This is a genomic window from Kribbella turkmenica (genome assembly GCF_004348725.1).
GTDB lineage: Bacteria > Actinomycetota > Actinomycetes > Propionibacteriales > Kribbellaceae > Kribbella > Kribbella turkmenica.
On the sequence record NZ_SMKR01000016.1, the window covers coordinates 17,632 to 40,089 of the forward strand.

At 69.0% G+C, this 22,458-nt stretch carries 23 protein-coding genes; 12 read left to right on the forward strand and 11 right to left on the reverse strand.

The features are described 5' to 3' along the window. The first annotated feature begins 33 nt into the window (after nt 1-33). The gene (locus E1218_RS05720; protein WP_132316982.1) at nt 34-387 is read left to right on the forward strand and encodes a hypothetical protein; all 354 of its coding nucleotides are present in this window, start codon (nt 34-36) and stop codon (nt 385-387) included. Between the two features lies 1 nt (nt 388). Here E1218_RS05720 and rpsR read toward each other — a convergent pair whose 3' ends face one another. Beyond that, complete coding sequence (rpsR, locus tag E1218_RS05725; protein ID WP_132316984.1) at nt 389-631, reverse strand: 30S ribosomal protein S18; 243 nt, start codon at nt 629-631, stop codon at nt 389-391. 199 nt (nt 632-830) lie between these two features. Between rpsR and E1218_RS05730 the strand changes: the two genes are divergently transcribed. Further along, a complete protein-coding gene (locus E1218_RS05730; protein ID WP_132316986.1) occupies nt 831-2,153 on the forward strand; it encodes a C1 family peptidase in 1,323 nt (440 codons plus the stop codon). A gap of 32 nt (nt 2,154-2,185) precedes the next feature. On the opposite strand, the gene E1218_RS05735 is transcribed toward E1218_RS05730, so the two are convergent. Both E1218_RS05735 and E1218_RS05740 read right to left on the reverse strand, forming a co-directional pair. Then, nucleotides 2,186-2,917 carry an alpha/beta fold hydrolase gene (locus tag E1218_RS05735; RefSeq protein ID WP_132316988.1) on the reverse strand — a complete coding sequence of 244 codons (732 nt, stop codon included), beginning with the start codon at nt 2,915-2,917 and terminating at the stop codon, nt 2,186-2,188. 40 nt (nt 2,918-2,957) lie between these two features. Then, nucleotides 2,958-3,686, reverse strand: coding sequence for a PIG-L deacetylase family protein (locus E1218_RS05740; protein WP_132316990.1), 729 nt, complete (start codon nt 3,684-3,686; stop codon nt 2,958-2,960). A 61-nt stretch (nt 3,687-3,747) separates the two neighbouring features. Between E1218_RS05740 and E1218_RS05745 the strand changes: the two genes are divergently transcribed. Next, nucleotides 3,748-4,827 carry a serine hydrolase domain-containing protein gene (locus tag E1218_RS05745; RefSeq protein WP_165949140.1) on the forward strand — a complete coding sequence of 360 codons (1,080 nt, stop codon included), beginning with the start codon at nt 3,748-3,750 and terminating at the stop codon, nt 4,825-4,827. A gap of 4 nt (nt 4,828-4,831) precedes the next feature. On the opposite strand, the gene E1218_RS05750 is transcribed toward E1218_RS05745, so the two are convergent. Continuing rightward, nucleotides 4,832-5,440: a ClpP family protease gene (locus E1218_RS05750; protein WP_132316994.1), complete on the reverse strand. Its 609-nt coding sequence runs from the start codon at nt 5,438-5,440 to the stop codon at nt 4,832-4,834. Nucleotide 5,441: 1 nt separating this feature from the next. Then, nucleotides 5,442-6,035: a ClpP family protease gene (locus tag E1218_RS05755; RefSeq protein WP_132316996.1), complete on the reverse strand. Its 594-nt coding sequence runs from the start codon at nt 6,033-6,035 to the stop codon at nt 5,442-5,444. A 151-nt stretch (nt 6,036-6,186) separates the two neighbouring features. Between E1218_RS05755 and E1218_RS05760 the strand changes: the two genes are divergently transcribed. After that, nucleotides 6,187-6,681: a hypothetical protein gene (locus tag E1218_RS05760; protein ID WP_132316998.1), complete on the forward strand. Its 495-nt coding sequence runs from the start codon at nt 6,187-6,189 to the stop codon at nt 6,679-6,681. Here E1218_RS05760 and E1218_RS05765 read toward each other — a convergent pair. Beyond that, entirely contained in the window at nt 6,666-7,301 is a 636-nt protein-coding gene (locus E1218_RS05765) for a class I SAM-dependent methyltransferase (RefSeq protein ID WP_132317000.1), read from the reverse strand. The two genes, E1218_RS05760 and E1218_RS05765, sit on opposite strands and share 16 nt — an antisense overlap. Nucleotides 7,302-7,378: 77 nt before the next feature. Here E1218_RS05765 and pcrA point away from each other — a divergent pair, with 77 nt between their 5' ends. Continuing rightward, nucleotides 7,379-9,712, forward strand: a complete 2,334-nt coding sequence (gene pcrA / locus E1218_RS05770) for a DNA helicase PcrA (protein ID WP_132317002.1) — start codon at nt 7,379-7,381, stop codon at nt 9,710-9,712. 88 nt (nt 9,713-9,800) lie between these two features. After that, on the forward strand, nt 9,801-10,364 hold the full coding sequence (locus tag E1218_RS05775; protein ID WP_132317004.1) for a hypothetical protein: 564 nt from the start codon (nt 9,801-9,803) through the stop codon (nt 10,362-10,364). Here the strand turns inward: E1218_RS05775 and E1218_RS05780 are convergent. The 4 genes from E1218_RS05780 to E1218_RS05795 all read right to left on the reverse strand — a co-directional run bounded on the left by E1218_RS05780 (nt 10,336) and on the right by E1218_RS05795 (nt 14,168). Then, entirely contained in the window at nt 10,336-11,637 is a 1,302-nt protein-coding gene (locus tag E1218_RS05780) for a lanthionine synthetase LanC family protein (protein ID WP_132317006.1), read from the reverse strand. The genes E1218_RS05775 and E1218_RS05780 overlap by 29 nt on opposite strands. Beyond that, entirely contained in the window at nt 11,634-12,152 is a 519-nt protein-coding gene (locus tag E1218_RS05785) for a DUF6886 family protein (RefSeq protein ID WP_132317008.1), read from the reverse strand. Before E1218_RS05785 ends, E1218_RS05780 begins: the two co-directional genes overlap by 4 nt. 34 nt (nt 12,153-12,186) lie before the next feature. Next, complete coding sequence (locus E1218_RS05790; protein ID WP_233712030.1) at nt 12,187-12,912, reverse strand: M23 family metallopeptidase; 726 nt, start codon at nt 12,910-12,912, stop codon at nt 12,187-12,189. A 401-nt stretch (nt 12,913-13,313) separates the two neighbouring features. Further along, on the reverse strand, nt 13,314-14,168 hold the full coding sequence (locus E1218_RS05795) for an esterase/lipase family protein (protein ID WP_132317010.1): 855 nt from the start codon (nt 14,166-14,168) through the stop codon (nt 13,314-13,316). A gap of 134 nt (nt 14,169-14,302) precedes the next feature. On the opposite strand from E1218_RS05795, the gene E1218_RS05800 reads away from it, so the two are divergent. From E1218_RS05800 to E1218_RS05815, 4 genes are all read left to right on the forward strand, one after another. After that, nucleotides 14,303-14,722, forward strand: coding sequence for a cobalamin B12-binding domain-containing protein (locus tag E1218_RS05800; RefSeq protein WP_132317012.1), 420 nt, complete (start codon nt 14,303-14,305; stop codon nt 14,720-14,722). Between the two features lie 385 nt (nt 14,723-15,107). Continuing rightward, nucleotides 15,108-16,394, forward strand: a complete 1,287-nt coding sequence (locus E1218_RS05805) for an ABC transporter substrate-binding protein (protein WP_233712031.1) — start codon at nt 15,108-15,110, stop codon at nt 16,392-16,394. Nucleotides 16,395-16,488: 94 nt separating this feature from the next. Next, nucleotides 16,489-17,562, forward strand: coding sequence for a carbohydrate ABC transporter permease (locus E1218_RS05810; protein ID WP_233712032.1), 1,074 nt, complete (start codon nt 16,489-16,491; stop codon nt 17,560-17,562). 137 nt (nt 17,563-17,699) lie between these two features. Beyond that, a complete protein-coding gene (locus tag E1218_RS05815; protein WP_407657576.1) occupies nt 17,700-18,446 on the forward strand; it encodes a carbohydrate ABC transporter permease in 747 nt (248 codons plus the stop codon). 61 nt (nt 18,447-18,507) lie between these two features. On the opposite strand, the gene E1218_RS05820 is transcribed toward E1218_RS05815, so the two are convergent. Beyond that, nucleotides 18,508-20,160 (reverse strand): glycoside hydrolase family 13 protein, encoded by a 1,653-nt coding sequence (locus E1218_RS05820; RefSeq protein ID WP_132317018.1) that lies wholly within the window; start codon nt 20,158-20,160, stop codon nt 18,508-18,510. A 187-nt stretch (nt 20,161-20,347) separates the two neighbouring features. On the opposite strand from E1218_RS05820, the gene sucC reads away from it, so the two are divergent. Both sucC and sucD read left to right on the forward strand, forming a co-directional pair. Beyond that, nucleotides 20,348-21,520, forward strand: coding sequence for an ADP-forming succinate--CoA ligase subunit beta (gene sucC / locus E1218_RS05825; RefSeq protein WP_132317020.1), 1,173 nt, complete (start codon nt 20,348-20,350; stop codon nt 21,518-21,520). A gap of 14 nt (nt 21,521-21,534) precedes the next feature. After that, nucleotides 21,535-22,437, forward strand: coding sequence for a succinate--CoA ligase subunit alpha (sucD, locus tag E1218_RS05830; protein ID WP_132317022.1), 903 nt, complete (start codon nt 21,535-21,537; stop codon nt 22,435-22,437). Nucleotides 22,438-22,458: the final 21 nt, after the last annotated feature.

Sequence of the window (22,458 nt, forward strand, 5' to 3'; positions counted from 1 at the left end):
TGCCACACCCCGGGTGGTCACTAGGGTGACGTCATGGACTTTCTGCATGACGTGCTGACCCTGCTGCACCTCGTCGGGTTCGCCGCCCTCTTCGGCGGGTTCTTCACCCAGTTGAAGTCCCCGGCGCCGGTGGTCAACGCGGCGATGCTGCACGGCGCGCTGACCCAACTGGTCACGGGCGTCCTGCTCGTCGGGATCGCGTCCGGCGTGAAGGACGACGACTTCACCGTCGACAACACCAAGATCGCGGTGAAACTGGTCGTGGTCCTGGTCGTCACCGGACTCGTCCTGGTCTACCGCAAGCGGCCGTCGATCAGCCGCGGCGTCCTGTTCGGCATCGGCGGTCTCACGTTGCTGAACGCCGTCGTCGCGGTCTTCTGGCACTGACCTACCGACTGGACGACGTGTAGGGGAGCAGCGCCATCTCCCGGGCGTTCTTGATCGCCCGGGCGACCTGCTTCTGCTGCTGCACGCTCAGCCCGGTGACCCGGCGGGAACGGATCTTGCCGCGGTCGGAGATGAACTTCCGCAGCAGCGCGGTGTCCTTGTAGTCGATGTAGGTGATGCCGTCGCGGTCGAGCGGATTCTGCTTCGGCTTGCGCTTGCCGGTCGGCGGTGGTCGTCGGGGCATGGCCGGGGCCTTCCTTGTTGAACGTCGTTTTCAATAACGATAGCTGCTGTCCCCCTGGCATACCACCTCGGGGAGTCCGGCTGAAGCGTCCCGCGCCGAGCCCGGCAGGAGGCGGTGGTGGCGCGGTGTGCACGGGGCACGGATGCGCCACCCCGGCGGGGGCGGTGCGGGCTTGGCGGCTGTTATACCGTCGAGTGCTATGGAGCGGAATCTCACTGCCGAACAGCTCGCGCTCTTCGAGAAGGAGTTCGTGTCGAACCCGCAGTACCGGGTGATGCAGAACGCCGTCACGCAGACGCCGGTCAACGCCATCGCCCTGGACCGCCAGGTCGTCACCTCGATCGACCACTCGGTGTCGAACCTGCTGGACGACTGGAAGGTCACGAACCAGAAGAAGAGCGGCCGCTGCTGGCTGTTCGCCGGGCTCAATCTGCTGCGCGTCGGCGCGGCGGACAAGCTCGGGGTGAAGGACTTCGAGTTCTCCCAGAACTACCTGCTGTTCTGGGACAAGTTCGAGCGCTCGAACTTCTTCCTGGAGGCGATCATCGAGACCGCCGGCCGGGACGCCGACGACCGGACGGTGGCGCACCTGCTGTCCGACCCGATCGGTGACGGCGGCCAGTGGAACATGTTCGTCGCGCTGGTCCGCAAGCACGGCCTGGTGCCGAAGTCGGCGATGCCGGAGACCGAGAGCTCGTCGGCGACCGCGCAGATGAACGACATCCTCCGCAAGCTGCTCCGCCAGGGTGCCCGCGACCTGCGCGCGCTGGACGGCGTCGAGGCGCAGCGCGACCGCAAGCAGGAGATCCTGACCGCCATCCACCGGGTGCTGAGCATCCACCTCGGCACGCCGCCGCAGAAGTTCCTGTGGCAGTGGAAGGACAGCGACAAGGAGTTCCACCGCGACGGCTGGACCACGCCGGCCGAGTTCGCCGCGGCGTACGTGCAGCTGCCGGTCGACGAGTACGTCTGCCTCGTGCACGACCCGCGCGAGTCCAGCCCGGTCGGCAAGACGTTCACCGTCGACTACCTGGGCAACGTCATCGACGCGCCGCCGGTGGTCTACCTGAACGTCGACATCGACCTGATGAAGCAGCTCAGCCAGGACGCGATCGTCGGTGGTGAGCCGGTCTGGTTCGGCTGCGACGTCGGCAAGCAGATGAACGCCGACCTCGGTTACTGGGACGCCGAGCTGTACGACTACGGCTCGGTCTACGACACCGAGTTCACCCTGGACAAGGCCGAGCGGCTGGTGCACCACGAGACGCTGATGACGCACGCGATGCTGTTCACCGGCGTCGACGTGGTGGACGGCAAGCCGCGGCGCTGGCGGGTCGAGAACAGCTGGGGTGACGAGAAGGCGGACAACGGCTTCTGGACCATGAACGACTCGTGGTTCGGCGAGCACGTGTTCGAGATCGCGGTCCGCCGCTCAGCCCTCCCGGCCGAGCTGCAGGCGCGCCTCGACGACGCGCCGATCGTGCTCCCCGCCTGGGACCCGATGGGCGCCCTGGCCGGCTAGGGCACGTCTCGCAGTGAATGGGGAGACGCACCCTAGCGGATCAGGTTCAGCGCCTCGGACGGCCGCTCGAGGGTCGGCAGGTGGCCGGCCCACGGGAGGTCGATGCGCTCGACGTTCGGCAGCCGTTCGGCCAGGTACGTTGCACAGTCGCGGAACCAGTCGAAGTCATGCGCGCCCGTGATCAACCGCACGGGCGCGCTGATCTTCTCCGGCTCGACGGCGTACTCCTCGTTGTCGACGTCACCCGCGGGCAGCTGAAGCTCGTAGGCACGCTTCTGCATGGTGTTCAGGAGTTCCTTGGCGTCATCGTCCGCTTCGGGACCGAGCCAGCTCCGTACCATCAGGTCAGTGGCGCCGTCGACGTCGCCGGCCTCCAGTAACCGCTCCTCCTCGGCCCAAACGGACCGGATATCCGCGGTCGGTTCCACGCCGTCGGTCGGTGCGCAGATCAGCACCAACCGGGAGAACCGCTCCGGCTGCCGGCTCGCGATCTGCTGTACGACGTACCCGCCGTACGACGACCCGACGGCCTCCACCGTGCCGACGCCCAACCCGTCCAGCACCGCGAGGACGTCGCCCGCGTCGGAGTACTCCGCCGCCGGCTCCAGCGGCGTCTCGCCGTACCCGCGCAGGTCCATCGTGATCACCCGGTGGTCCTTGCTGAGCTCGGCCACCTCCCGGGTCCACATCCGTGCGTCCGCCACCCCGGCGTGCACCAGCAGCATCGCCGGCCCCTCGCCAACCACCTGATGAGCAATAGTCATCCCCGCACCCTCGCGGTCCGGGTCGTCGACCGCAAATCCTTTAGCCGAGGCGGATGACGGTGAACGGCTCCGCGTAGTGGTCCGGCGGCAGTCCGCCCTCGCGGGCGTTCTGCCGGGCGAACGCCCGCATCCGCTCGGCGAGCGCGTCCGGGTCGCGGTGCTGGCTGACGTGTGACATCAGCGCGGCGATCTTCTGGTCGATGGTGTCGGTGACGTCGACCCAGTGGTTGCGTTCGGGGTGCTCCATCATCCACAGCTCGCCGACGTCGCAGGCGTCCTCGGTGAGGTCGTCGTACGCGTACGGGTTGCCGGCCGCGGGGTAGAACGCGCGGACCGCCGCCTCCGCGGTGGCGAGGTGGTCCGGGTGGGAGACCTGGAGGCGGGACCACCAGCGTTCGGGGGACTGGGTCAGCAGGCGCTGCGGCCGGACCCGGCGGATCAGCCGGGTGATGTCCCGGACGAGGTCCGGACCCGGCTCCACCTGACCGTCGACGTACCCGAGGAAGTGCAGGTCGTGGACGCCGGCGTGGTCCGCGGCCGCGGTCTGCTCCGCCCGCCGTACGGCGGGGATCTCCGCGCGGTCGCGGTCGGGCTCGAAGCCGCCCGCCTGACCGTCGGTGACGATGCAGTAGTGCACCTCGATGCCGGCTTTGGTCCAGGTCGCGACCGTGCCGGCCCCGCCGAAGTCGATGTCGTCCGGGTGCGCGACCACCACCAGGACGCGCTCGATCTCGCTGTCCGGTCGCGGAGTCCCCGCAGGCACGCTCACGCCACCGACCCTAACCCGGCTCTTGGGTACTGGGGGCAAGCTGGGACTGACGGGAGGATCGATGGACCTGGGCGGGGAGTGTGAACCGCGGGACGTCCGGATGGACGCCGGCCGGCTGGGAGCGGCCGTGGAGCTGGTCCGGTCCCGCAAGGCGGCCGCGCAGCTGTGCGTGGTCCGGGACGGCCGGGTGGTGGTCGACCAGGCGATCGGCTGCGCACCGGACGCGCTGTTCTGGCTCTTCTCCGCGAGTAAGCCGTACGTCGCGATCGTGATCCACCAGCTGGTCGAGTCCGGGCGTCTGCACCTCGACGACGCGGTGGCGGCGTACTGGCCGGAGTTCGGCGAACAGGGCAAGCGGGCGATCACCGTCCGCCAGGTCCTGCAGCACCGGTCCGGGTTGACCACGATCGGCTCGTACGTCGCCGAGGCCCGGGCGATCGCCGACTGGGACCGGTCGTTGCGGCGGATCGAGCGGGCCCGCCCCCGCTGGCCGATCGACACCGTTGCCTACAGCCCGCTCGCGTTCGGCTTCGTCCTCGGCGAGGTCGCCCATCGATGCGGTGGGCAACCGATCGAGCAGCTGGTACGGCGCGGGATCCTCGAACCACTGGGGTTGTCGAACACCTTCCTTGGACTGCCCGCCGGCGAGTGGGACCGCAGCGTGCCGATCCGCGTGTCCGGGACGGCCGGCCCGTTCGTGCAGTCGGTGGTGAACCGGCGCGGTACGCGCGAGGCCGTCGTACCGGCGGCCGGGATCTCCACCACCGCACGCGAGCTGGCCGCGTTGTACCACGGCCTGCTGGCCGGCGGGTCGGGCGTCCTGCGGCCGGAGTCGCTCGCCGCCGCGGTCGCGCCGACCAGCGAGGGCGAGCTGGACCGTACCGTCGGCGCGCCGATCCGGTGGTCGCAGGGGTTCCAGCTCGGCGGCCCGCGGTTCGTGCCGGGCGTGATCACGCCGCTCGGGACCGCGAGCAGCCCGCGGACGTTCGGGCACAACGGCAGCAACTCCTGCGTCGGCTGGGCCGACCCCGACCGGCGGATCGCCTACGCCTACCTGACCAACCGGATCGGCCGCCGGGACGCCGACGTCGCCCACCACGCCGCCGTCGCCGACAAGGTGCTCGAGGCCGCGTTCGACTGACGGCTCACGCGAACGCCGGCACCGGCAGGCGGCTCTCGACCACCTGGTCGACGATGCCGTAGTCGCGCGCACCCTCCGCGGTCAGCACGTGGTCGCGATCGGTGTCGTGCCGCAGCCTCTCGATCGTCTGCCCGGTGTGCCGGGCGAGGATCGACTCGACCTGGCCACGGACCCGGACCACCTCGTCGGCCTGCAGGATCAGGTCCGGGATGGTGCCCTGGCCGCGGGCGGCCGGCTGATGCAGGACGACCCGGGCGTGCGGCAGGACGGCGCGACGGCCGTCCGCCCCGGCGGCCAGCAGGACGGCTCCGGCCGAGATCGCCTGGCCGACGCAGAACGTCGCGACCGGCGACCGGATGAACTGGATGGTGTCGTAGATCGCGAGCATCGCGGTCATGTCGCCGCCCTCGCAGTTGATGTAGAGGTTGATCTCCTGCTCGGGCTTGTCCGCCTCCAGGTGCAGCAGTTGCGCGATCAACGCGTTCGCGACGCCGGCGTCGATCGCCGTACCGAGGTAGATGATGCGCTCGCTGAGCAGGTGCGAGTAGACGTCCATGATCCGCTCGCCCCGCGGGTGCTGGGCGATGACGTTCGGGATGGTGTAGGAGCTCATGTCAGGCGGCCTTTCGCTGGGGCATGACCTGGTCGAACGACTCGACGATGTGGTCGATGAAGCCGTACTCACGGGCCTGTTCGGCGGTGTACCAGTGGTCGTGCAGCGAGTCCTCGTGCACGGTGTCGAACGGCTGCCCGGTGTCCTCGGCGATCAGCGCGAGCACGGTGTCGCGGATGTGCCGCAGGTCGTTCGCCTGGATCTCGATCTCGACCGCGGACCCGCCGATCCCGGCCGATCCCTGGTGCATCAGCACCCTGGCGTGCCGCAGGGCGTACCGCTTGCCCGGCGTACCGGCGGACAGCAGGAACTGCCCGGCGCTGCAGGCCAGCCCGATCGCCAGCGTGGACACGTCGCACGGCACCAGCCGCATCACGTCCCGGATCGCCAGCATCGACGGCACCGAGCCTCCGAGCGAGTGGATCCACAACGAGATGTCCCGGTCCGGGTCTTCGGCCGCGAGGGTGAGGATCTGCGTCGCCAGCAGGGTCCCGTTGTCGTCGTCGAGCGTCCCGTCCAGTACGACGATGCGCTGCGCGAGCAGCCGCTGCCGCGCAGACTCGTTGAACAGCGGTTGTTTGGTGTCTTCAGCCATGTCCTCAACCCTGACCGGGCCGGCCGCCGCACCCCAGCTTTTCTGCTGTCGGCGACTCTGCCGACAGGAGACGAGATCACGCCGCTCTTCTGAACGGCAGCATCCGGCCACCAACCGCTCGCTGAGCCGTCGCCCTGACATCCTTGACCGGATGCGCTGTCTGTTCTGGGGACTCGGGTGGTTGGCGGCCTGTGGATTGGTGTTCGCCGGTTTGATGATCGGGTTCGTGGGGTTCGCCGATCTGAACGTCGAACGCAACGTCTACCGGCTGGACGTCGCGCGGTCCGGTGACGATTGCGGTGGCGGGTTCGTGCATCTCGACGCAGGGACGGGTGCAGAGCTGTACTGCGGCTCGGTCGGCGTGCGGCCGATCCAGAAACCGAAGACCAACGCGATGTTCGGTTTCACCGCGGAGCAGAAGGCCGAGGTCTACCGTCTGGCGCGTGAGCTGGGCGAGGACGGACTGTCCGCGGCGGACGAGGACCGGATCCAGGCACTCGTCGAGAAGTACAAGGCCACGGTGCCGCCCGCCGACCGGTACCGGACGGCGAACCGCAGGTGGGGAGTTCCCGATGCCTGGATCGGCGTCGGGATGATCGGCGCCGGAGGCCTCGGGATCCTGGTGCTCCGTCAGGTGGCTGATTGAGGTCTGGCGGCACGGCCGAGGATGTGGGGGGACGCGGGGTTGGGGCCGAAGGTGAAGCGGTCCAGGTCGGTGATGGTGAAACCTGCGGCGGTGATCGCCGCCGCCGTGTCGCGGTGGACGTGGCAGCCGCCGCTGAACCAGGACCAGACGGTGGCGTCCGCGAAGCGCTGGAAGCGGTCGAGGCCGGTGCCCGGCGCGGCCGCGACGTGCTCGTAGAACCTGAGCTCGCCGCCCGGACGCAGTACCCGGAAGATCTCTGCCAGGGCGACGGCCTGGTCAGGCACGGAGCACAGGACCAGCGACGTCACCACACCGTCGACCTCTGCGTCGGTCAGCGGGAGGCTGTCCGCGGTCGCGTTGACGACCTCCACCGGGACGTGGGCGGCGTACGCCGCGGATCCGGCTTTGACGCGCAGATAGGGCTCCGGCTCGACCGCGACCACGCTGGTCACCCCGGCCGGGTAGTACGCGAAGTTGCCGCCGTCGCCGGCGCCGACCTCCAGTACCCGGCCGCGCAGCCCGTCCAGCAGCCGCTTCCGGTGCTCGGCCATTCCCTGCGCGTCGAGTTGTGGGCGCGCCCGCGCGTACACCCGCGCGAACACCGGATGTGACTGACCCATGGGAGCCACCTTAGGTCGTGCGTGCACGACGGGCGGGTTTCGGGAACTGTCCGGGGGACCGCCTAAGGTGAGTGGTGATGACTACGCTGTTCTCGCCTGATGAGCTCCCGGTGCCGCTGGAGGAGCCCAAGAAGCATCGGACCGATCCGGACTCGCTGCTCGAAGGGCTGAACCCGCAGCAGCGGGCGGCCGTCGTGCACACGGGCAAGCCGCTGCTGGTGGTGGCCGGTGCGGGCTCGGGCAAGACCCGGGTGCTGACCCGGCGGATCGCCTACCTGCTGGCGGCCCGTGACGCGCACCCCGGGTCGATCCTGGCGATCACGTTCACCAACAAGGCCGCCGCGGAGATGCGCGAGCGGGTGGTGGACCTGGTCGGGCCGCGGGCGAAGCTGATGTGGGTCTCGACGTTCCACTCCTCCTGCGTGCGGATCCTGCGCCGCGACATCAAGCGGTTCGGGATCAGCTCGACGTTCTCGATCTACGACGACACCGACTCGCGCCGGCTGATGACGCTGGTCTGCCGCGAGCTCGACCTGGACGTGAAGCGGTACAACCCGCGCGCCGTGCTGAACTGGATCAGCACCCAGAAGAACGAGTTGATCGACCACGAGACGGCAGCGTCGAAGACCTCGAACCACCTCGAGGAGACGTACGCCGAGTGCTACCGGATCTACCAGGAGCGGCTGGCCCAGGCGAACGCGCTGGACTTCGACGACCTGCTGATGACCACGGTCAACCTGCTGCAGGCCTTCCCCGAGGTCCGGGAGTACTACCGCCGCCGCTTCCGCCACGTGCTCGTCGACGAGTACCAGGACACCAACCACGCGCAGTACACGCTGATCCGCGAGCTCTGCGGCGAGGACCCGGCGGCCATCGACGGCTCACCTGGCAACGGCCCGACCGCGCCGCCGGCCGAGCTGATGGTGGTCGGTGACTCCGACCAGTCGATCTACGCCTTCCGCGGCGCGACGATCCGCAACATCCTCGCCTTCGAGGAGGACTTCGCCGGGGCCGAGACGATCCTGCTGGAGCAGAACTACCGCTCCACCCAGACGATCCTGTCCGCGGCGAACGCGGTCATCGCCCGTAACGAGGGCCGGAAGGCCAAGAACCTCTGGTCCGACCAGGGCCAGGGCGAGCAGATCGCGGTGTACGTCGCCGACAACGAGCACGACGAGGCGCAGTTCGTCGCCGACGAGATCGACCGGCTCACCGACGCCGACGGGGTGAAGCCGTCCGACGTGGCGGTGTTCTACCGGACCAACGCGCAGTCGCGCGTGTTCGAGGAGGTCTTCATCCGGACGGGCCATCCGTACAAGGTGGTCGGCGGCGTCCGGTTCTACGAGCGCAAGGAGGTCCGCGACGCGCTCGCGTACCTGCGGGTGCTGGTGAACCCGGAGGACACCGTCTCCCTGCGCCGGATCATGAACGAGCCGAAGCGCGGGATCGGCGACCGCGCCGAGGCCGCGATCGAGGCGCTGGCCGCGCGCGACCGGATCTCGTTCGCGCAGGCGATGCGGCGGGCGCAGGACGCCCCGGCGATGGCGTCGCGGTCGGTGAACGCCGTGCAGGCCTTCGTGGACATCCTGGACGAGTTGACCGCGATGGTGGACTCGGGCGCCCCGCCGGACGACATCCTGGACGTCGCCCTGCACCGCTCCGGGTACTACGAGACCCTGCAGAAGTCCCCGGATCCGCAGGACGAGACCCGGCTGGAGAACCTCGACGAGTTCATCTCGGTGGCCCGGGAGTTCGTCGAGGAGCGCACGGCCGCCGGCGAACCGGCCGATCTGCAGGCCTTCCTCGAGCGGGTCGCGCTGGTCGCCGACGCCGACCAGATCCCGGACGCGGCCGACGACGGCGGCGTGGTCACGCTGATGACGCTGCACACGGCGAAGGGCCTGGAGTTCCCGGTGGTGTTCCTGACCGGGATGGAGGACGGTGTCTTCCCGCACTCCCGGTCGCTCACCGACCTGAAGGAGCTGGAGGAGGAGCGGCGGCTCGCGTACGTCGGGATCACCCGGGCCCGGCAGCGGCTGGCGATCTCCCGGGCCGCGGTCCGGTCGGCGTACGGCGCTCCGCAGCACAACCCGCCGTCGCGGTTCCTGGAGGAGATCCCGGCCGAGCTGCTCGACTGGCGCCGCGACGAGTCCGCGATCACCCGCTGGTCCGGCACCGGTACGACGCGGGGCAGCGGCATCTCCAGCCGCTACGAGCCGCCGCGCCGGACGGCGTCCGACAAGCCGGTGATCAGCCTGAACCCGGGCGACCGGGTGGTGCACGACAGCTTCGGGATGGGCACGGTGGTGGTCGTCCGCGGCGAGGGCCAGCAGGCCCAGGCGGACATCGACTTCGGGTCCGAGGGCGTCAAGCGGCTCCTGCTGCGCTACGCACCGGTCGACAAGATCTGAGTCAGGCTTTCCGGCGCCGACGTTGCATCTGGGGCGGAGATTGAGACAATCAAGGATCTTCGGCCCTCCCTCCGGAAGCGTTTGCCCCATGTCCAAGTCGGTAGCAGGCAGCATCCGCCGGATCATCCTGGCGGGAGCGAACCCTGGGCTGCGGCTGTTCGACGACAACGGCAAGGTGACGGCGTACGCGTCGATCTGGATGGTCGACTGGTCGATCCGCGGTGCCGGGACGGCGGTCGTCCTGTGGTTCGACGGGATCGTCCGGGTGGTGTCGGAGGACGTCGACCTGGCCTCCTGGCTGGAGCGCTACTTCGTCCGCTCGTTCCTCGAGGTCCAGGGACTGCCCTGGCACGAGCCGGCGGTCGAGCGCGACCTGGTGCAGGTGTCGATGAACCTGGCCGACGGCCTCAGCGCGAAGGCGGCCGACATCCAGATCGAGATGGGCGGCGTCCTCGACCGGCGGCTGTTCGCCACCGACAACTTCCAGCTTGCCGAGGGCAACCACAGCCTCAGCCTGGTCATCGTTCCGGTCCGCTCCGCCACCGTTTCGATCGGCGGCGCCTCGGTCCCCGGGTTCGTCCAGGTCGACGGCTCTCCGGACAAGCCCGGCTCCTCCGCCTTTCTCACCACCGCCGAGGTCTGGCGCCGCTGAGCGCCCACCAGTTGTCCATCCGTTCGACGGAGCCGGTGTCGCCGTCGAGAACACGCTGGAGGCGGAAGAGGTACGCGGCGATGCCCGCCGCGCCCTGCATCCAGCCGATGCCGGGTGGCAGCAGGGGGTCGTCGTCGCGGTGCTCGACGAAGCGCCAGTACGCCGTGCCGTCGTCGTGGAACGCTCGCTGGACAAGGGCGTTCCCGAGCCGGACGGCGAAGTCGAGGTCGTCGTCGTGGCCGTCGCGCAGGCACGCGTCCAGGAAGACGTCGCCGGCTCCCGCCGTACCGCAGCAGCGGCCGTCGTTGTCCCAGAAGCCCGGGTAGCGGCGGTCCGGGACACCGGAGTGGCGGACGCTGTCCAGGCAGCGACGGTGCCAGACGGCCGGCGTCTCCCCGGCGACCTGGTCGACTCCGGCGTACTCGAGCGCGCGGAACAGGAGCGACGTACCGGCGCCGCCGTGGCACCAGTTGTGCGTGTATTCGTCGCCCTGCCGCTTGTCCCACGGGATCACCCGGGGCACGCGGAATCCCTCGTCGTCGTTGATGCCGAGGGTGACCAGGCGCTCGGCGCCGCGGCGGGCCGCATCCACCAGGTCCGGCCGTCCGAGCTCCACGCCGGCCGGCGCGAGCACGGCCGCGATCCCGGCCAGGCCGTGCGAGAAGTTCGGCATCTGGCCCGGTTCCCCGGTGCAGAACCGCCGGGAGACGAACAGCCAGTTGCCCGACGCCTCCTGCTCCGCCATCAGGTGGTTCGCCGCTCGCTCGATCAGTGAACGCGCGTCCAGGCCCTGCCGAGCCGCCCAGAGGGCGCCCATGAGGACGGCGCCGGTGCCGAGGGTCGCGTCGTTCGCCACCGCGCCGGGCCGGTACTTGGGCGCCTGGAGGAAGCTCTCCGGCCAGCCGTCGGCGGTGGCGAGCTCGGTGACCCGCTCCACGGCCTGCGCCGCGCCGGGTTCACCGAGAGCGGTCAGCACGCCGATCGAGCCGACCAGGCCGTCGAAGTACGTGACCGAGCGCTCCGCCGGGACGGCGGCCCGGATCCGGTCGGCGATCGCACCGGCCAGCTTCTGCTCGTCGGCGGTCCAGGGACGGGCGAGCCGGATCTCCGCGAGGGCGTGCGCGAGTCCGCCGATCCCGCTGTGCATGCCGTCGCGGTACTCCTCCGGCTTCTCACCGCCGGCGGCCTCCGGGATCCACGGGCCGGCGTCGTCCCACCGCACCTGCCGGAGAACCCAGGTCCAGGCCGCCTCGGCGAGACCGGCGTACCTCATGGCCGGGCGTTCCGGAGCCGGATGCCGCTCCACTCGAGCGTGCTGGTGATGACCTCGGACCAGAAGTCGTGCAGCCGGGACAGGACGCGCAACTGGATCCCGGCCTCGTCGTGCAGACCGAACAGGTCGCCGACGCGCTCGGGCGGACCCAGCGGCCGGACCTCGGTCGTCGCGACCATCGCGGCGTCGAGCTCGGCGAACGGCGCGGCCGGCAGCCGGTAGGCGTACAGCTCGACCGACCGCATCGCGTCCAGCCAGCCGTACTCGACCGCGTGCACGCGCGTGCCGGAGCCGGCACCGATGATGCGGGCGGTGTCGTCGAGGGTGGTGGAGGGGCCGACCCACGCCATCGCGCGGGGGCACTGCCTCGGGAACCAGTAGTCGGGGGCCCGGTCGTAGCCGACGGCCCAGACGTACGGCGTGGCCGCACGCGCCGTGCTGGCGAGGTGCGGCCGGAAGACCTCGATGGTCGGATCTTCGGAGAAGTGCAGGACCTCCCCGGCGGCTGGGCGCATGCCGGCAGCTTAGGTCAGCGGTCGCGCCGGTGGATTACGGGTTGAGCCCGCAGTGGTCGCGCAGCCAGGGCATCGGGTCGATCGCGTCGCCGCCGTCGCGGAGAACCTCGAAGTGCAGGTGCGGGCCGGTGGTGTTCCCGGTCATCCCGACCGCGCCGACCTGGTCCCCGGCGTACACGGTCTCGCCGACGGACACGCTGAACTTCGACATGTGGTTGTACGTCGTGACCGTGCCGTCCTCGTGCCGGACCTGGACCTGGCGGCCGTACGGGCCGGCCCAGTCGGCGTGGATGACCACACCCTTCATGACGGTGCGGATGATCGTGCCGACCGGGGCGGCGAAGTCGGTGCCGGTGTGGTTGCGGGCCCAGCGACTGCCGCCCTGGCCGAAGGTCGCGGTGATGTGGTAGCCGGAGAGCATCATCTCGCAGCGGGTGGCCGACTCGCGGATCTTCTTCTCCGCCGCCTCGGCCGCGGCCTTGGCCTTGGCGAGGGAGGAGGCGCGCTTGGCGGTGAGTGCCTGGGTGGCGGTGAGCTTTGCGGCCCGGGCCTTGGCCAGCTGGGCGGCCGCGGCCTGCTTCTTGGTCGTCTCGTTGCCGGCGAGCTGGACCCGGGAGGAGTCACGGGTGGCGAGCTGGCGGGCCTGGATGCGTGCGGTGGTGATGCCGGACAGTTGCCCGTCGTCCATGCTGAGGGCGGCGAGGTTGACCGCGGAGTTCGCCTGCGTCGGCGAGGCGAGGGTGCTGTGGCTGAATCCCACAGCTCCTGCCGCCGCAGCGAGCGCTGCGGTCAGACCGACGATCTGGGTACTTCCCGGGGTGTTACGCCTGGCAACACGATGCTTGGCACTGTGACGTCCTGCGCCGGGCTTGCGCGCAGCGTTGCCTGGCGTGACGCGGTTGCCCGCGGCACGGTGCTGGGACACAACGTGGCCTTTCGGTCACAGGGGAGGGGCTTGTCCGCCCGTCCGGGGGTTTTATTCCCTGGCCGGGCCTGATGGACGATAACGGATCAGTCACGAGGTGACAAACCCTGCCACCCACTTTTCGGCGTCTCCTTCACGAAACTTTTGCATGAGCGCCTGCACGTGCAGTTGCCCCGGCGTGCCCAGGATGCTGCCTTGTCAGGCAATTCCGAGCATGTCACGACAAGTGGAGGCGGTCAGGCGACCGTCTCCTGCTCGTCGTCCAGGTGCGTCAGCACACCGGTGATCTGGTGCGCCACGTCGCCGTGGAACGGCAGGGACAGGTGGCCCACGCCGTTCACCCGGACATTACTGGCGACCAGGTCGGGATGCCGAATCCGGGCCCGCCGCTGCGGCACGATCAGCTGGTCGACATCGCTGTAGAAGGCGACGAACCTGGTCCGGCAGTCCGGGGCGGGCTCGGCCAGCTCGGCCATCAGTTCGCTGTCCGGGCGCACCTGCCGCACCAGCGGCCACGGCAGCAGCCGCGCGGCGACGGTGCCCTGGTGCGGCGTGCCGAGGGTGACGCAGGTGTGCACGCGCTCGTGCCCGCCGAGCCGCTGGATGTAGTACCGCGCGATCAGTCCGCCCAGGCTGTGCCCGACCACGTGCAGTTGGTCCGATCCGGACTGCTCGCAGATCCGCTCGACATCCTCGCCCATCCGCTCGGCGGTACGGCGTACGTCGAGCGTCAGCGGTGAGTACGAGAAGTGGTGGATGCTGCGGAAGCCGCGACGCTGCAACTGCCGGCGCATGAGCGCGAAGATGGTGTGGTTGTCGATGATCCCGTGGGCCAGCACGATCGGCGTACCGGCGGCCCGGACGTTGCTGACCAGCAGGCTGCGCTGGGCCGGGGTCAGCCCCTCGAGGTTGAGCCGCTCGGTGCGGGAGCCCGAGCCGCCGACCAGGCCGAGCGGATACATGGCGAGATGGGTGGTCAGCCAGCCCAGTTCGACCGCGGCACCCTGCAACACGCGGGGTGAGAGCGCGGACCTCGCGCCGTACGCAAGTCCGTCAAGTGCTCCGCGTACCTCGTTCTGCCAGGTACCCATCGGCGACTCCTCACCGCAACCAGACCCCCCATCAGTCCGATCTCTTTCAAGGTAACCGGTTCCCATTCGGCGTGGCGGGGAACACACACCGCCGTGTCTTATCCCGTGAGGCACGGACCGGTTAGCCTGCGGGCATGCCTCCTACGAGCACCCTGCGCGTCGTCGTCGCCAAGCCTGGCCTGGACGGCCACGACCGCGGCGCGAAGGTGGTCGCGCGAGCGCTGCGGGACGCCGGCATGGAGGTCATCTACACCGGCCTGCACCAGACGCCGGAGCAGATCGTCGAGACGGCGATCGCCGAGGACGCCGACGCGATCGGCCTGTCGGTGCTCTCCGGGGCGCACATGACCCTGTTCAAGCGGGTCCGCGAGCTGCTCACCGAGCGCGACGCCGACGACATCGTGGTGTTCGGCGGCGGCATCATCCCGGACGCCGACCTGCAGCCGCTGGCCGAGCTCGGCGTCCACAAGATCTTCACCCCAGGGGCCACCACCACCGAGATCGTCGACTGGGTCCGCACCCACGTCGGCGACGCCTCCGCCTCGACGTCCTGAGGCCCGCGGATCCGGCCGTTCGACGGCCTTCGCACCCCTCCGTTCCGCTCCGGAGCGTGATGACGACTGCGTGGAGTCGTTCTGAACGGATACCGTGCGTTCAGCTAGGCTACTAACCGGTAATACCGAATCGTTAAGAAAGACCTGGTTGTGCGGACTGTCGAATCGCGGTCGCATACAGCCATGCGGTTTGTCCGTTTCAGAAGGCTGTCGACGGCAAGGTGTGTGGCTCAGGACACATCACCCCCGTCGTCGGTTACTGTCCGGACAGGCGGGATCGCAGCGCGGTGGGGGACTGTGAACCGCTGACGCAGGACCAAGCGATGTCCCATCGGGAGAGGGCAGGTAAACGATGAGGTTTGAACGATCACACACACGCAGGGCGATGGCCGTGGCCGTCGTCGGCAGCCTTGCGCTGCTTGCGTCCGCGTGTGGCGGTGACGACGGAAGCGGTGGCGACAGCGGCTCGGGCGGGGGAACAGCTCTCGAAGGTCGCGGCCCGATCAACTTCGCCACCGGCAAGGACACCTCCGGGAACCTGACGAACCAGGTGAACGCGTGGAACTCCCAGCACCCGGACGAGAAGGTCACGGTCACCGAGCTGCCCGAGTCCGCGGACCAGCAGCGCGCGCAGATGATCTCGAACGCGCAGATCAAGTCCGACGCGTTCAGCGTGCTGAACCTGGACGTGGTTTGGACCGCCGAGTTCGCCGCGAACCGCTGGATCACCGAACTGCCGGAGGACCAGTTCCCCGATCTGAACAAGCTGCTGCCGTCGACGATCGACACGGCCAAGTACCGCGACAAGCTGTACGCCGTGCCGGTGACGTCCGACGGTGGTCTGCTCTACTACCGCAAGGACCTGCTGGACAAGGCCGGCGTGCAGCCGCCGAAGACCTGGGCCGAGATGCAGGAGGCCTGCACGAAGGTCAAGGCGCTGCCGGAGGCCAAGACGGCCGGCTGCTACGCGGGTCAGTTCGAGAAGTACGAGGGCCTGACGGTGAACTTCTCCGAGGCCGTCAACGGTGCGGGCGGTGTGGTCGTCGGTGACGACGGCAAGCCGAACGTGGACACCCCGGAGGCGCTCGAGGGGCTGAACTTCCTGGTCGAGGGCTTCAAGTCCGGGATGATCCCCAGGGCTGCCATCACGTACCAGGAAGAGCCGGGCCGCCGGGCGTTCCAGGAAGGCAACCTGATCTTCCACCGGAACTGGCCGTACGTGTACGCGCTGGCGGGCAAGACCGACGGCTCGTCGAAGATCGCCGGCAAGTTCGGCGTCGCGGCGCTGCCGGGCAAGGACGGTCCGGGCGTGTCCACCCTCGGTGGACACAACTACGCGATCTCCGAGTTCGCCAAGAACAAGGCGACCGCAGCGGACTTCATCAAGTTCATGTCCAGCGAGGAGCGGCAGAAGGCGAACATCGAGAAGACCTCGCAGGCGCCGACCTGGGCCTCGCTGTACGACGACCCCGCGCTGAACAAGCAGTTCCCGTACCTGGCACCGCTGAAGGCCTCGATCGAGACCGCGAAGTCGCGGCCGAAGGTGGTCAAGTACGGCGACGTCACCACGGCGATCCAGGAGGCGGCGTACGGCGCTCTGACCGGTACGACGCCACCGAAGGACGCGTTGGCCGGACTGCAGACCAAGTTGAGCTCGCTCATCACGCAATGACCGAAGCGGCGGGGCCGGCGCGTAGCTTCACTGCTGCGTGCCGGCCCCGGCCTGTCGCTGCCCGCGGACAGCGGGCGGAAAGAAGGAGGCAGAGGTGAGTACATCCGCCCCGGTCGCGCAGCGGCCGACGCCGGAACCCACCAAGAAGCCGAAGCGGGCCACGTCGTTCAACGAGGGCACCGGCCGCCTGGCCGCGGGGCTGTTGTCGCCGACCATGCTCGTCCTGGTCCTGGTTGTCGGGTTGCCGATCCTGTCGGCATTACGCGAGTCGCTGTACCAGAGTGGACAACGGATCGACGAATCGGGCTTCATCATCCAGGGGTCCGAGTTCGTGGGCCTGGAGAACTACTCGGCGATCTTCTCAGGTGAGACCGGCGAACGATTCTGGAACGCTTTCTACAACACCACGTTCTTCACCGTCACCTGCGTGCTCCTGGAGACCACCTTGGGTGTCGCCATGGCCCTGGTGATGCACAAGGCGTTCAAGGGCCGCAGCATCGTCCGGGCCAGCATCCTGGTTCCGTGGGCGATCCCGACTGTGGTCTCCGCGCTGCTGTGGAAGTGGATCTTCCAGGCCGACGGTATCGCTAACGACTTGCTCGGCACCCAGATCCTGTGGTCCACCGAGGGCTGGCAGTCGGTGCTGTCGGTCATCATCGCCGACACCTGGAAGACCGCACCGTTCATCGGGCTGCTGGTGCTAGCGGGCCTGCAGACGATCCCGGACGAGGTCTACGAGGCCGCGAAGGTCGACGGAGCCAAGGTGTGGTCGACGTTCATCCACATCACGATGCCGTTGGTGAAGCCCGCGCTGCTGGTGGCAGTGCTGTTCCGCATTCTCGACACACTGCGGATCTTCGACCTGCCGTTCGTGCTGGTCGGCCCGAACAAGGAGTCGGTCGAGACACTGTCGATCCTGGCGTACCTCGAAGCCAACCAGACACGGTACGGGCCGGCGGCGGCGTACGCGACCCTGCTGTTCATCTACGTCGCTGTGGTCGCGTACGTGTTCGTCAAGCTGCTGGGGGCCGACGTGTTCGGTGACGCCATACAGCGCAAGCCGAAGAAGAAGAACGGCAACGGCGGCCGAGGCGGGCGCAAGCAGGACGCGTCCAAGACCCCGGTATCGCCCGGCGTGACGGCCGGTGGCGGCGGAGGAGGTGCGTGATGGCTGTAGCTGAGAAGGCTCCGAAGACCCGGAAGGTGATCGACGTCAAGGCGGCCGAGGCCCCGTGGTACCGCAGGTGGCTGCCGCTGATCGGTGTCGCGCTGATCGTGCTCTACTGCCTGCTGCCGTTCTTCTGGATGGTGGTGTCGTCGCTGCGCCGGCCGACCGACCAGTTCGAGAACTCGATCATTCCGTCGCCTGTTTCGTTCACCAACTTCACCGACGTGTTCAAGCCCGGTACCGGGTTCGGCCGTGCTCTGCTGAACAGCCTGATCGTGGCCGGCACGGTGACGATCCTGACGCTGCTCATCGGGATGGTGGCGGCCTACACCCTGGCCCGGCTGGAGTTCCGGGGCAAGAACTTCGTGCTGGCGATCATCATCGTCACCTCGATGTTCCCGGGGATCTCACTGGTGATTCCGCTGAAGAAGCTGTTCAGCGATATCGAGTGGATCAACACCTACCAGGCGATGATCGTGCCCAGCCTGTCGTTCGCGCTGCCACTGGCGGTGTGGCTCCTGACCGCGTTCTTCCGGCAGATGCCGCGAGAGCTCGAGCAGGCCGCGATGGTGGACGGCTGTACGCCGGCGCAGGCGTTCCGCAAGGTGATCCTCCCGCTGGCCGCACCGGGTGTGTTCACCACCGCGATCATCACCTTCATCGCGGCGTGGAACGAGTTCCTGATCGCGCTGAGCATGGTGAACCGCAAAGAGATCCAGACCGCGAACGTGGTCATCTCGCAGTTCACCGGTACGTCGGGACGTGACCAACCGTTCGGCAGCCAGATGGCCGCCGGTGTGGTCGTCACGATCCCACTGGTGATCGCGGTGCTGCTGTTCCAGCGCCGCATCGTCGCCGGGCTGACGGCAGGTGGCGTGAAGTAGCGAGCGCGTCACGAAGGCCGGAGTCGCTCAGGCGGCTCCGGCCTTCTCGTGTCCGCAGGGGTCAGATCTCCAGCCAGGCTGTGGCGTCGCTCGGCAGTTGACCAGCGACCAGAGGCTCGCTGGTCAGCAGGACGGACCTGTGCGGCGGCAGGGAGATCGGCGCTTCGCCGAGGTTGGCCAGGCAGCGGAAGCCGGGCTCGCGAGAGAACGAGAGCACGCCCGCGGGAGCGTCTTCGTCCCAGCTGAGCCGGCCTTCGCCCAGCGCCTCGGTGTCGCGGCGGATCCGCAGGGCCGCCTTGTAGAGGTTGAGGTGGCTGTCGGGGTCGGACGCCTGGGCGTCGGCGGTCAGGGCGGCCCAGTCGGCGGGTTGCGGAAGCCATGGCTGGCCGGCGCCGGTACCGAACCCGAACGGCGGCTCGCCGCCGGACCACGGGAGCGGCACCCGGCAGCCGTCCCGGCCGCGGCGGGTGTGGCCGGACCGCTCCCAGACCGGATCGTCGAGAACCTCCTCCGGCAGGTCCTCGACCTCGGGCAGGCCGAGCTCGTCGCCTTGGTAGATGTACGCCCCACCCGGCAGTGCCAGCTCGAGCAACGCCGCGGCCCGCGCCCGGCGCCGGCCGAGCTCCAGGTCGGTCGGCACCACGCCCGCGTCCTTCAGTGCCTCGCGCTGGTCCCGCCCGTACCGCGTCCGGTGCCGGATGGTGTCGTGGTTGCTCAGCACCCAGGTCGCCGGTGCCCCGACGGCCCAGAGGTTCTCGGTGGTGTGGTCGATGACCTCGCGCAACTCCTTGGCGTCCCAGGCACAGCGCAGTACGTCGAAGTTGAAGGCCGAGTGGAGTTCGTTCGGCCGCACGTACTGCGCCAGCCGCTCGGCCGGGGACAGCCAAGCCTCGGCCACGAACACCCGGGCTCCCTGCGGGGTGTCGGCGTACTCGTCGGCGATCGCCCGCCAGCGCTGGTGAATCGTGTGCACCCCCGGCTGGTCGTAGAACGGGTTGCCGACGTACTTCTCCCGGGTCGGCTGCCCGTCCTGCAGCGGGACGTCCGGCAGTGACGAGTCCTTGGCCATCGAGTCGGCCACGTCGATCCGGAAGCCGTCGATCCCGCGGTCGAACCAGAACCGCAGGATCGCGTCGAACTCCTCGATCACCTTCGGGTGGTCCCAGTTCCAGTCCGGCTGGGAGATGTCGAACAGGTGCAGGTACCACTGCCCGTCCTCGACCTGCTGCCAGGCGCCGCCGCCGAACGCGGCCGGCCAGTTCGTCGGCGGCAGCCCGCCCGGCTTGCCGTCGCGGAACCAGAACAGGTCCCGCTCCGGAGAGCCCTTGCCCGCCGCCAGGGCCGCCTTGAACCACGGGTGCTCCCAGGAGCAGTGGTTCGGCACCAGGTCGATCAGGATCCGGATCCCGAGCGCGTGCGCCTCGGCGATCAGCGCGTCGGCGTCTTCCAAGGTCCCGAAGTCGGGGTGGACGGCCCGGTAGTCGGACACGTCGTACCCGCCGTCGAGGAGCGGGGACGGGTACCAGGGACTGATCCAGATCGCGTCGATGCCGAGATCGGCCAGGTACGGCAGCCGGGCCCGGATGCCGTTCACGTCGCCGGTGCCGTCACCGTTGGCGTCGGCGAACGAACGGGGGTACACCTGGTAGACGACGGCGCTACGCCACCAGTCGTCAGCTGGTCTGGTCCCTGAACTGAACGCTGCGGAGGTCATGCGCCCAGCCTTTCACGGAAGGGCAAGGCGGCTGTGACGGTCGTCTCAGCGTGTACCCCGGCTGTTGCGGAGCACACGGGGGTGGCTAGTCTCAGGCCGACGGAACGCGCCGGCGACCGTGCCCTCTTCCGGGAACAGCCCGCCTGCCGCGGCCTACTCGAACAGGTGCGAGAGAGGGACCACAGTCGTGGACTTGATGGAATACCAGGCGAAGACGGTCTTCGCCAAGCATGGAGTGCGGACGACCGTGGGTGAGGTCGTCACCACTCCGGAGGAAGCCCGCGCGGCGGCCGAGAAGATCGGCGGCCGGGTGGTCGTGAAGGCCCAGGTGAAGACCGGCGGTCGCGGCAAGGCCGGCGGCGTCAAGCTGGCCTCCTCGCCGGACGAGGCGGAGGAGAAGGCCCGCGAGATCCTCGGCCTGGACATCAAGGGTCACGTCGTCAAGATCCTGAACATCGTCCCGGCCGCGGCGATCGCGGAGGAGTACTACTTCTCCTTCCTGATCGACCGCGCCAACCGGAACTACCTGTGCATCGCGTCGGCCGCCGGCGGCATGGAGATCGAGGAGGTCGCGCACACCAACCCCGAGGCGGTGGCGAAGATCTCGATCGACCCGGCCGCCGGGGTGGACGAGGCCACGGCGCGTGAGATCGCGCGAGCGGCGAAGTACCCGGAGGACATCCTGGACGCGGTCGCGCCGGAGATCGTCAAGCTGTACGACGTGTTCATCGGCGAGGACGCGTCGCTGGTCGAGGTGAACCCGCTGGTCAAGCTCGAGGACGGCAACGTCGAGGCGCTGGACGGCAAGGTCTCGCTGGACGAGAACGCGGACTTCCGGCACCCGGACCACGCCGAGTTCCAGGACGCCTCCGCGGACGACCCGCTGGAGGCGGCGGCGAAGGCCAAGGGCCTGAACTACGTGAAGCTGGACGGCAGCGTCGGCATCATCGGCAACGGCGCCGGCCTGGTCATGTCGACGCTCGACGTGGTCGCGTACGCCGGTCAGGAGTTCGGCGGCGTGAAGCCGGCGAACTTCCTCGACATCGGCGGCGGCGCGTCCGCCGAGGTGATGGCCAACGGCCTGGAGATCATCATCTCCGACGCCCAGGTGGAGAGCGTGTTCGTCAATGTCTTCGGCGGCATCACCGCCTGCGACGAGGTCGCGAACGGCATCGTGCAGGCGTTCGAGCTGCTGGCGAGCCGCGACGAGCACGTCACCAAGCCGCTGGTCGTCCGGCTGGACGGCAACAACGCCGAGGAGGGCCGACGGATCCTCGACGAGGCCGGCCTGGCCGGTCTGGAGCGGGTCGACACGATGGACGGCGCCGCCAAGCGGGCCGCCGAGCTGGCTGCGAAGTAAGGGATCGCTGAACAATGTCTATCTTCCTGACCAAGGACAGCAAGGTCATCGTCCAGGGCATGACCGGCTCGGAAGGCACCAAGCACACCACCCGGATGCTTGCCTCCGGCACCAACATCGTCGGTGGCGTGAACCCGCGCAAGGCCGGCCAGAGCGTTCGATTCCCAGCCTTCGACGGCCAAGACACTGAGGTGCCGGTGTTCGGCACGGTCGCGGACGCCGTGAAGGAGACCGGGGCGAACGTCTCGGTGATCTTCGTGCCGCCGAAGTTCACCAAGGACGCCGTCCTCGAGGCGATCGACGCCGCGGTGCCGCTGGTGGTGGTGATCACCGAGGGCGTGCCGGTGCACGACACCGCCGCGTTCTTCGCGCACGCGGCCGCCGCCGGCACCCGGATCATCGGGCCGAACTGCCCCGGCATCATCACGCCGGGTGAGTCGAACGCCGGCATCATCCCGGCCGACATCGCCGGTCCCGGCCGGATCGGGCTGGTCAGCAAGTCCGGGACGCTGACGTACCAGATGATGTACGAACTGCGGGACTTCGGGTTCTCCACCGCGATCGGGATCGGCGGTGACCCGATCATCGGGACCACCCACATCGACGCGCTGCAGGCGTTCCAGGACGACCCGGACACCGACGCGATCGTGATGATCGGCGAGATCGGCGGCGACGCCGAGGAGCGGGCGGCGGCGTTCGTCAAGGAGAACGTCACCAAGCCGGTCGTCGGCTACGTGGCCGGCTTCACCGCCCCCGAGGGCAAGACCATGGGCCACGCGGGCGCGATCGTCTCCGGCTCCTCCGGCACCGCCGCCGCGAAGCAGGAGGCCCTCGAGGCCGTCGGCGTCAGGGTGGGCAAGACGCCCACCGAAACCGCCAACCTGATGCGCGAAATCATGCAGAACCTGACGAAGTAGAACCCGCAGGAAGCACTCGCC

What these genes read in the sequence shown, in the direction of transcription:
- E1218_RS05720 (WP_132316982.1), top strand. Translation starts at nt 34, where the DNA reads ATGGACTTTCTGCATGACGTGCTGACCCTGCTGCACCTCGTCGGGTTC.
- rpsR (WP_132316984.1), bottom strand. Translation starts at nt 631, where the DNA reads ATGCCCCGACGACCACCGCCGACCGGCAAGCGCAAGCCGAAGCAGAAT.
- E1218_RS05730 (WP_132316986.1), top strand. Translation starts at nt 831, where the DNA reads ATGGAGCGGAATCTCACTGCCGAACAGCTCGCGCTCTTCGAGAAGGAG.
- E1218_RS05735 (WP_132316988.1), bottom strand. Translation starts at nt 2,917, where the DNA reads ATGACTATTGCTCATCAGGTGGTTGGCGAGGGGCCGGCGATGCTGCTG.
- E1218_RS05745 (WP_165949140.1), top strand. Translation starts at nt 3,748, where the DNA reads ATGGACCTGGGCGGGGAGTGTGAACCGCGGGACGTCCGGATGGACGCC.
- E1218_RS05750 (WP_132316994.1), bottom strand. Translation starts at nt 5,440, where the DNA reads ATGAGCTCCTACACCATCCCGAACGTCATCGCCCAGCACCCGCGGGGC.
- E1218_RS05755 (WP_132316996.1), bottom strand. Translation starts at nt 6,035, where the DNA reads ATGGCTGAAGACACCAAACAACCGCTGTTCAACGAGTCTGCGCGGCAG.
- E1218_RS05760 (WP_132316998.1), top strand. Translation starts at nt 6,187, where the DNA reads ATGCGCTGTCTGTTCTGGGGACTCGGGTGGTTGGCGGCCTGTGGATTG.
- E1218_RS05765 (WP_132317000.1), bottom strand. Translation starts at nt 7,301, where the DNA reads ATGGGTCAGTCACATCCGGTGTTCGCGCGGGTGTACGCGCGGGCGCGC.
- pcrA (WP_132317002.1), top strand. Translation starts at nt 7,379, where the DNA reads ATGACTACGCTGTTCTCGCCTGATGAGCTCCCGGTGCCGCTGGAGGAG.
- E1218_RS05775 (WP_132317004.1), top strand. Translation starts at nt 9,801, where the DNA reads ATGTCCAAGTCGGTAGCAGGCAGCATCCGCCGGATCATCCTGGCGGGA.
- E1218_RS05780 (WP_132317006.1), bottom strand. Translation starts at nt 11,637, where the DNA reads ATGAGGTACGCCGGTCTCGCCGAGGCGGCCTGGACCTGGGTTCTCCGG.
- E1218_RS05785 (WP_132317008.1), bottom strand. Translation starts at nt 12,152, where the DNA reads ATGCGCCCAGCCGCCGGGGAGGTCCTGCACTTCTCCGAAGATCCGACC.
- E1218_RS05795 (WP_132317010.1), bottom strand. Translation starts at nt 14,168, where the DNA reads ATGGGTACCTGGCAGAACGAGGTACGCGGAGCACTTGACGGACTTGCG.
- E1218_RS05800 (WP_132317012.1), top strand. Translation starts at nt 14,303, where the DNA reads ATGCCTCCTACGAGCACCCTGCGCGTCGTCGTCGCCAAGCCTGGCCTG.
- E1218_RS05805 (WP_233712031.1), top strand. Translation starts at nt 15,108, where the DNA reads ATGGCCGTGGCCGTCGTCGGCAGCCTTGCGCTGCTTGCGTCCGCGTGT.
- E1218_RS05815 (WP_407657576.1), top strand. Translation starts at nt 17,700, where the DNA reads ATGGTGGTGTCGTCGCTGCGCCGGCCGACCGACCAGTTCGAGAACTCG.
- E1218_RS05820 (WP_132317018.1), bottom strand. Translation starts at nt 20,160, where the DNA reads ATGACCTCCGCAGCGTTCAGTTCAGGGACCAGACCAGCTGACGACTGG.
- sucD (WP_132317022.1), top strand. Translation starts at nt 21,535, where the DNA reads ATGTCTATCTTCCTGACCAAGGACAGCAAGGTCATCGTCCAGGGCATG.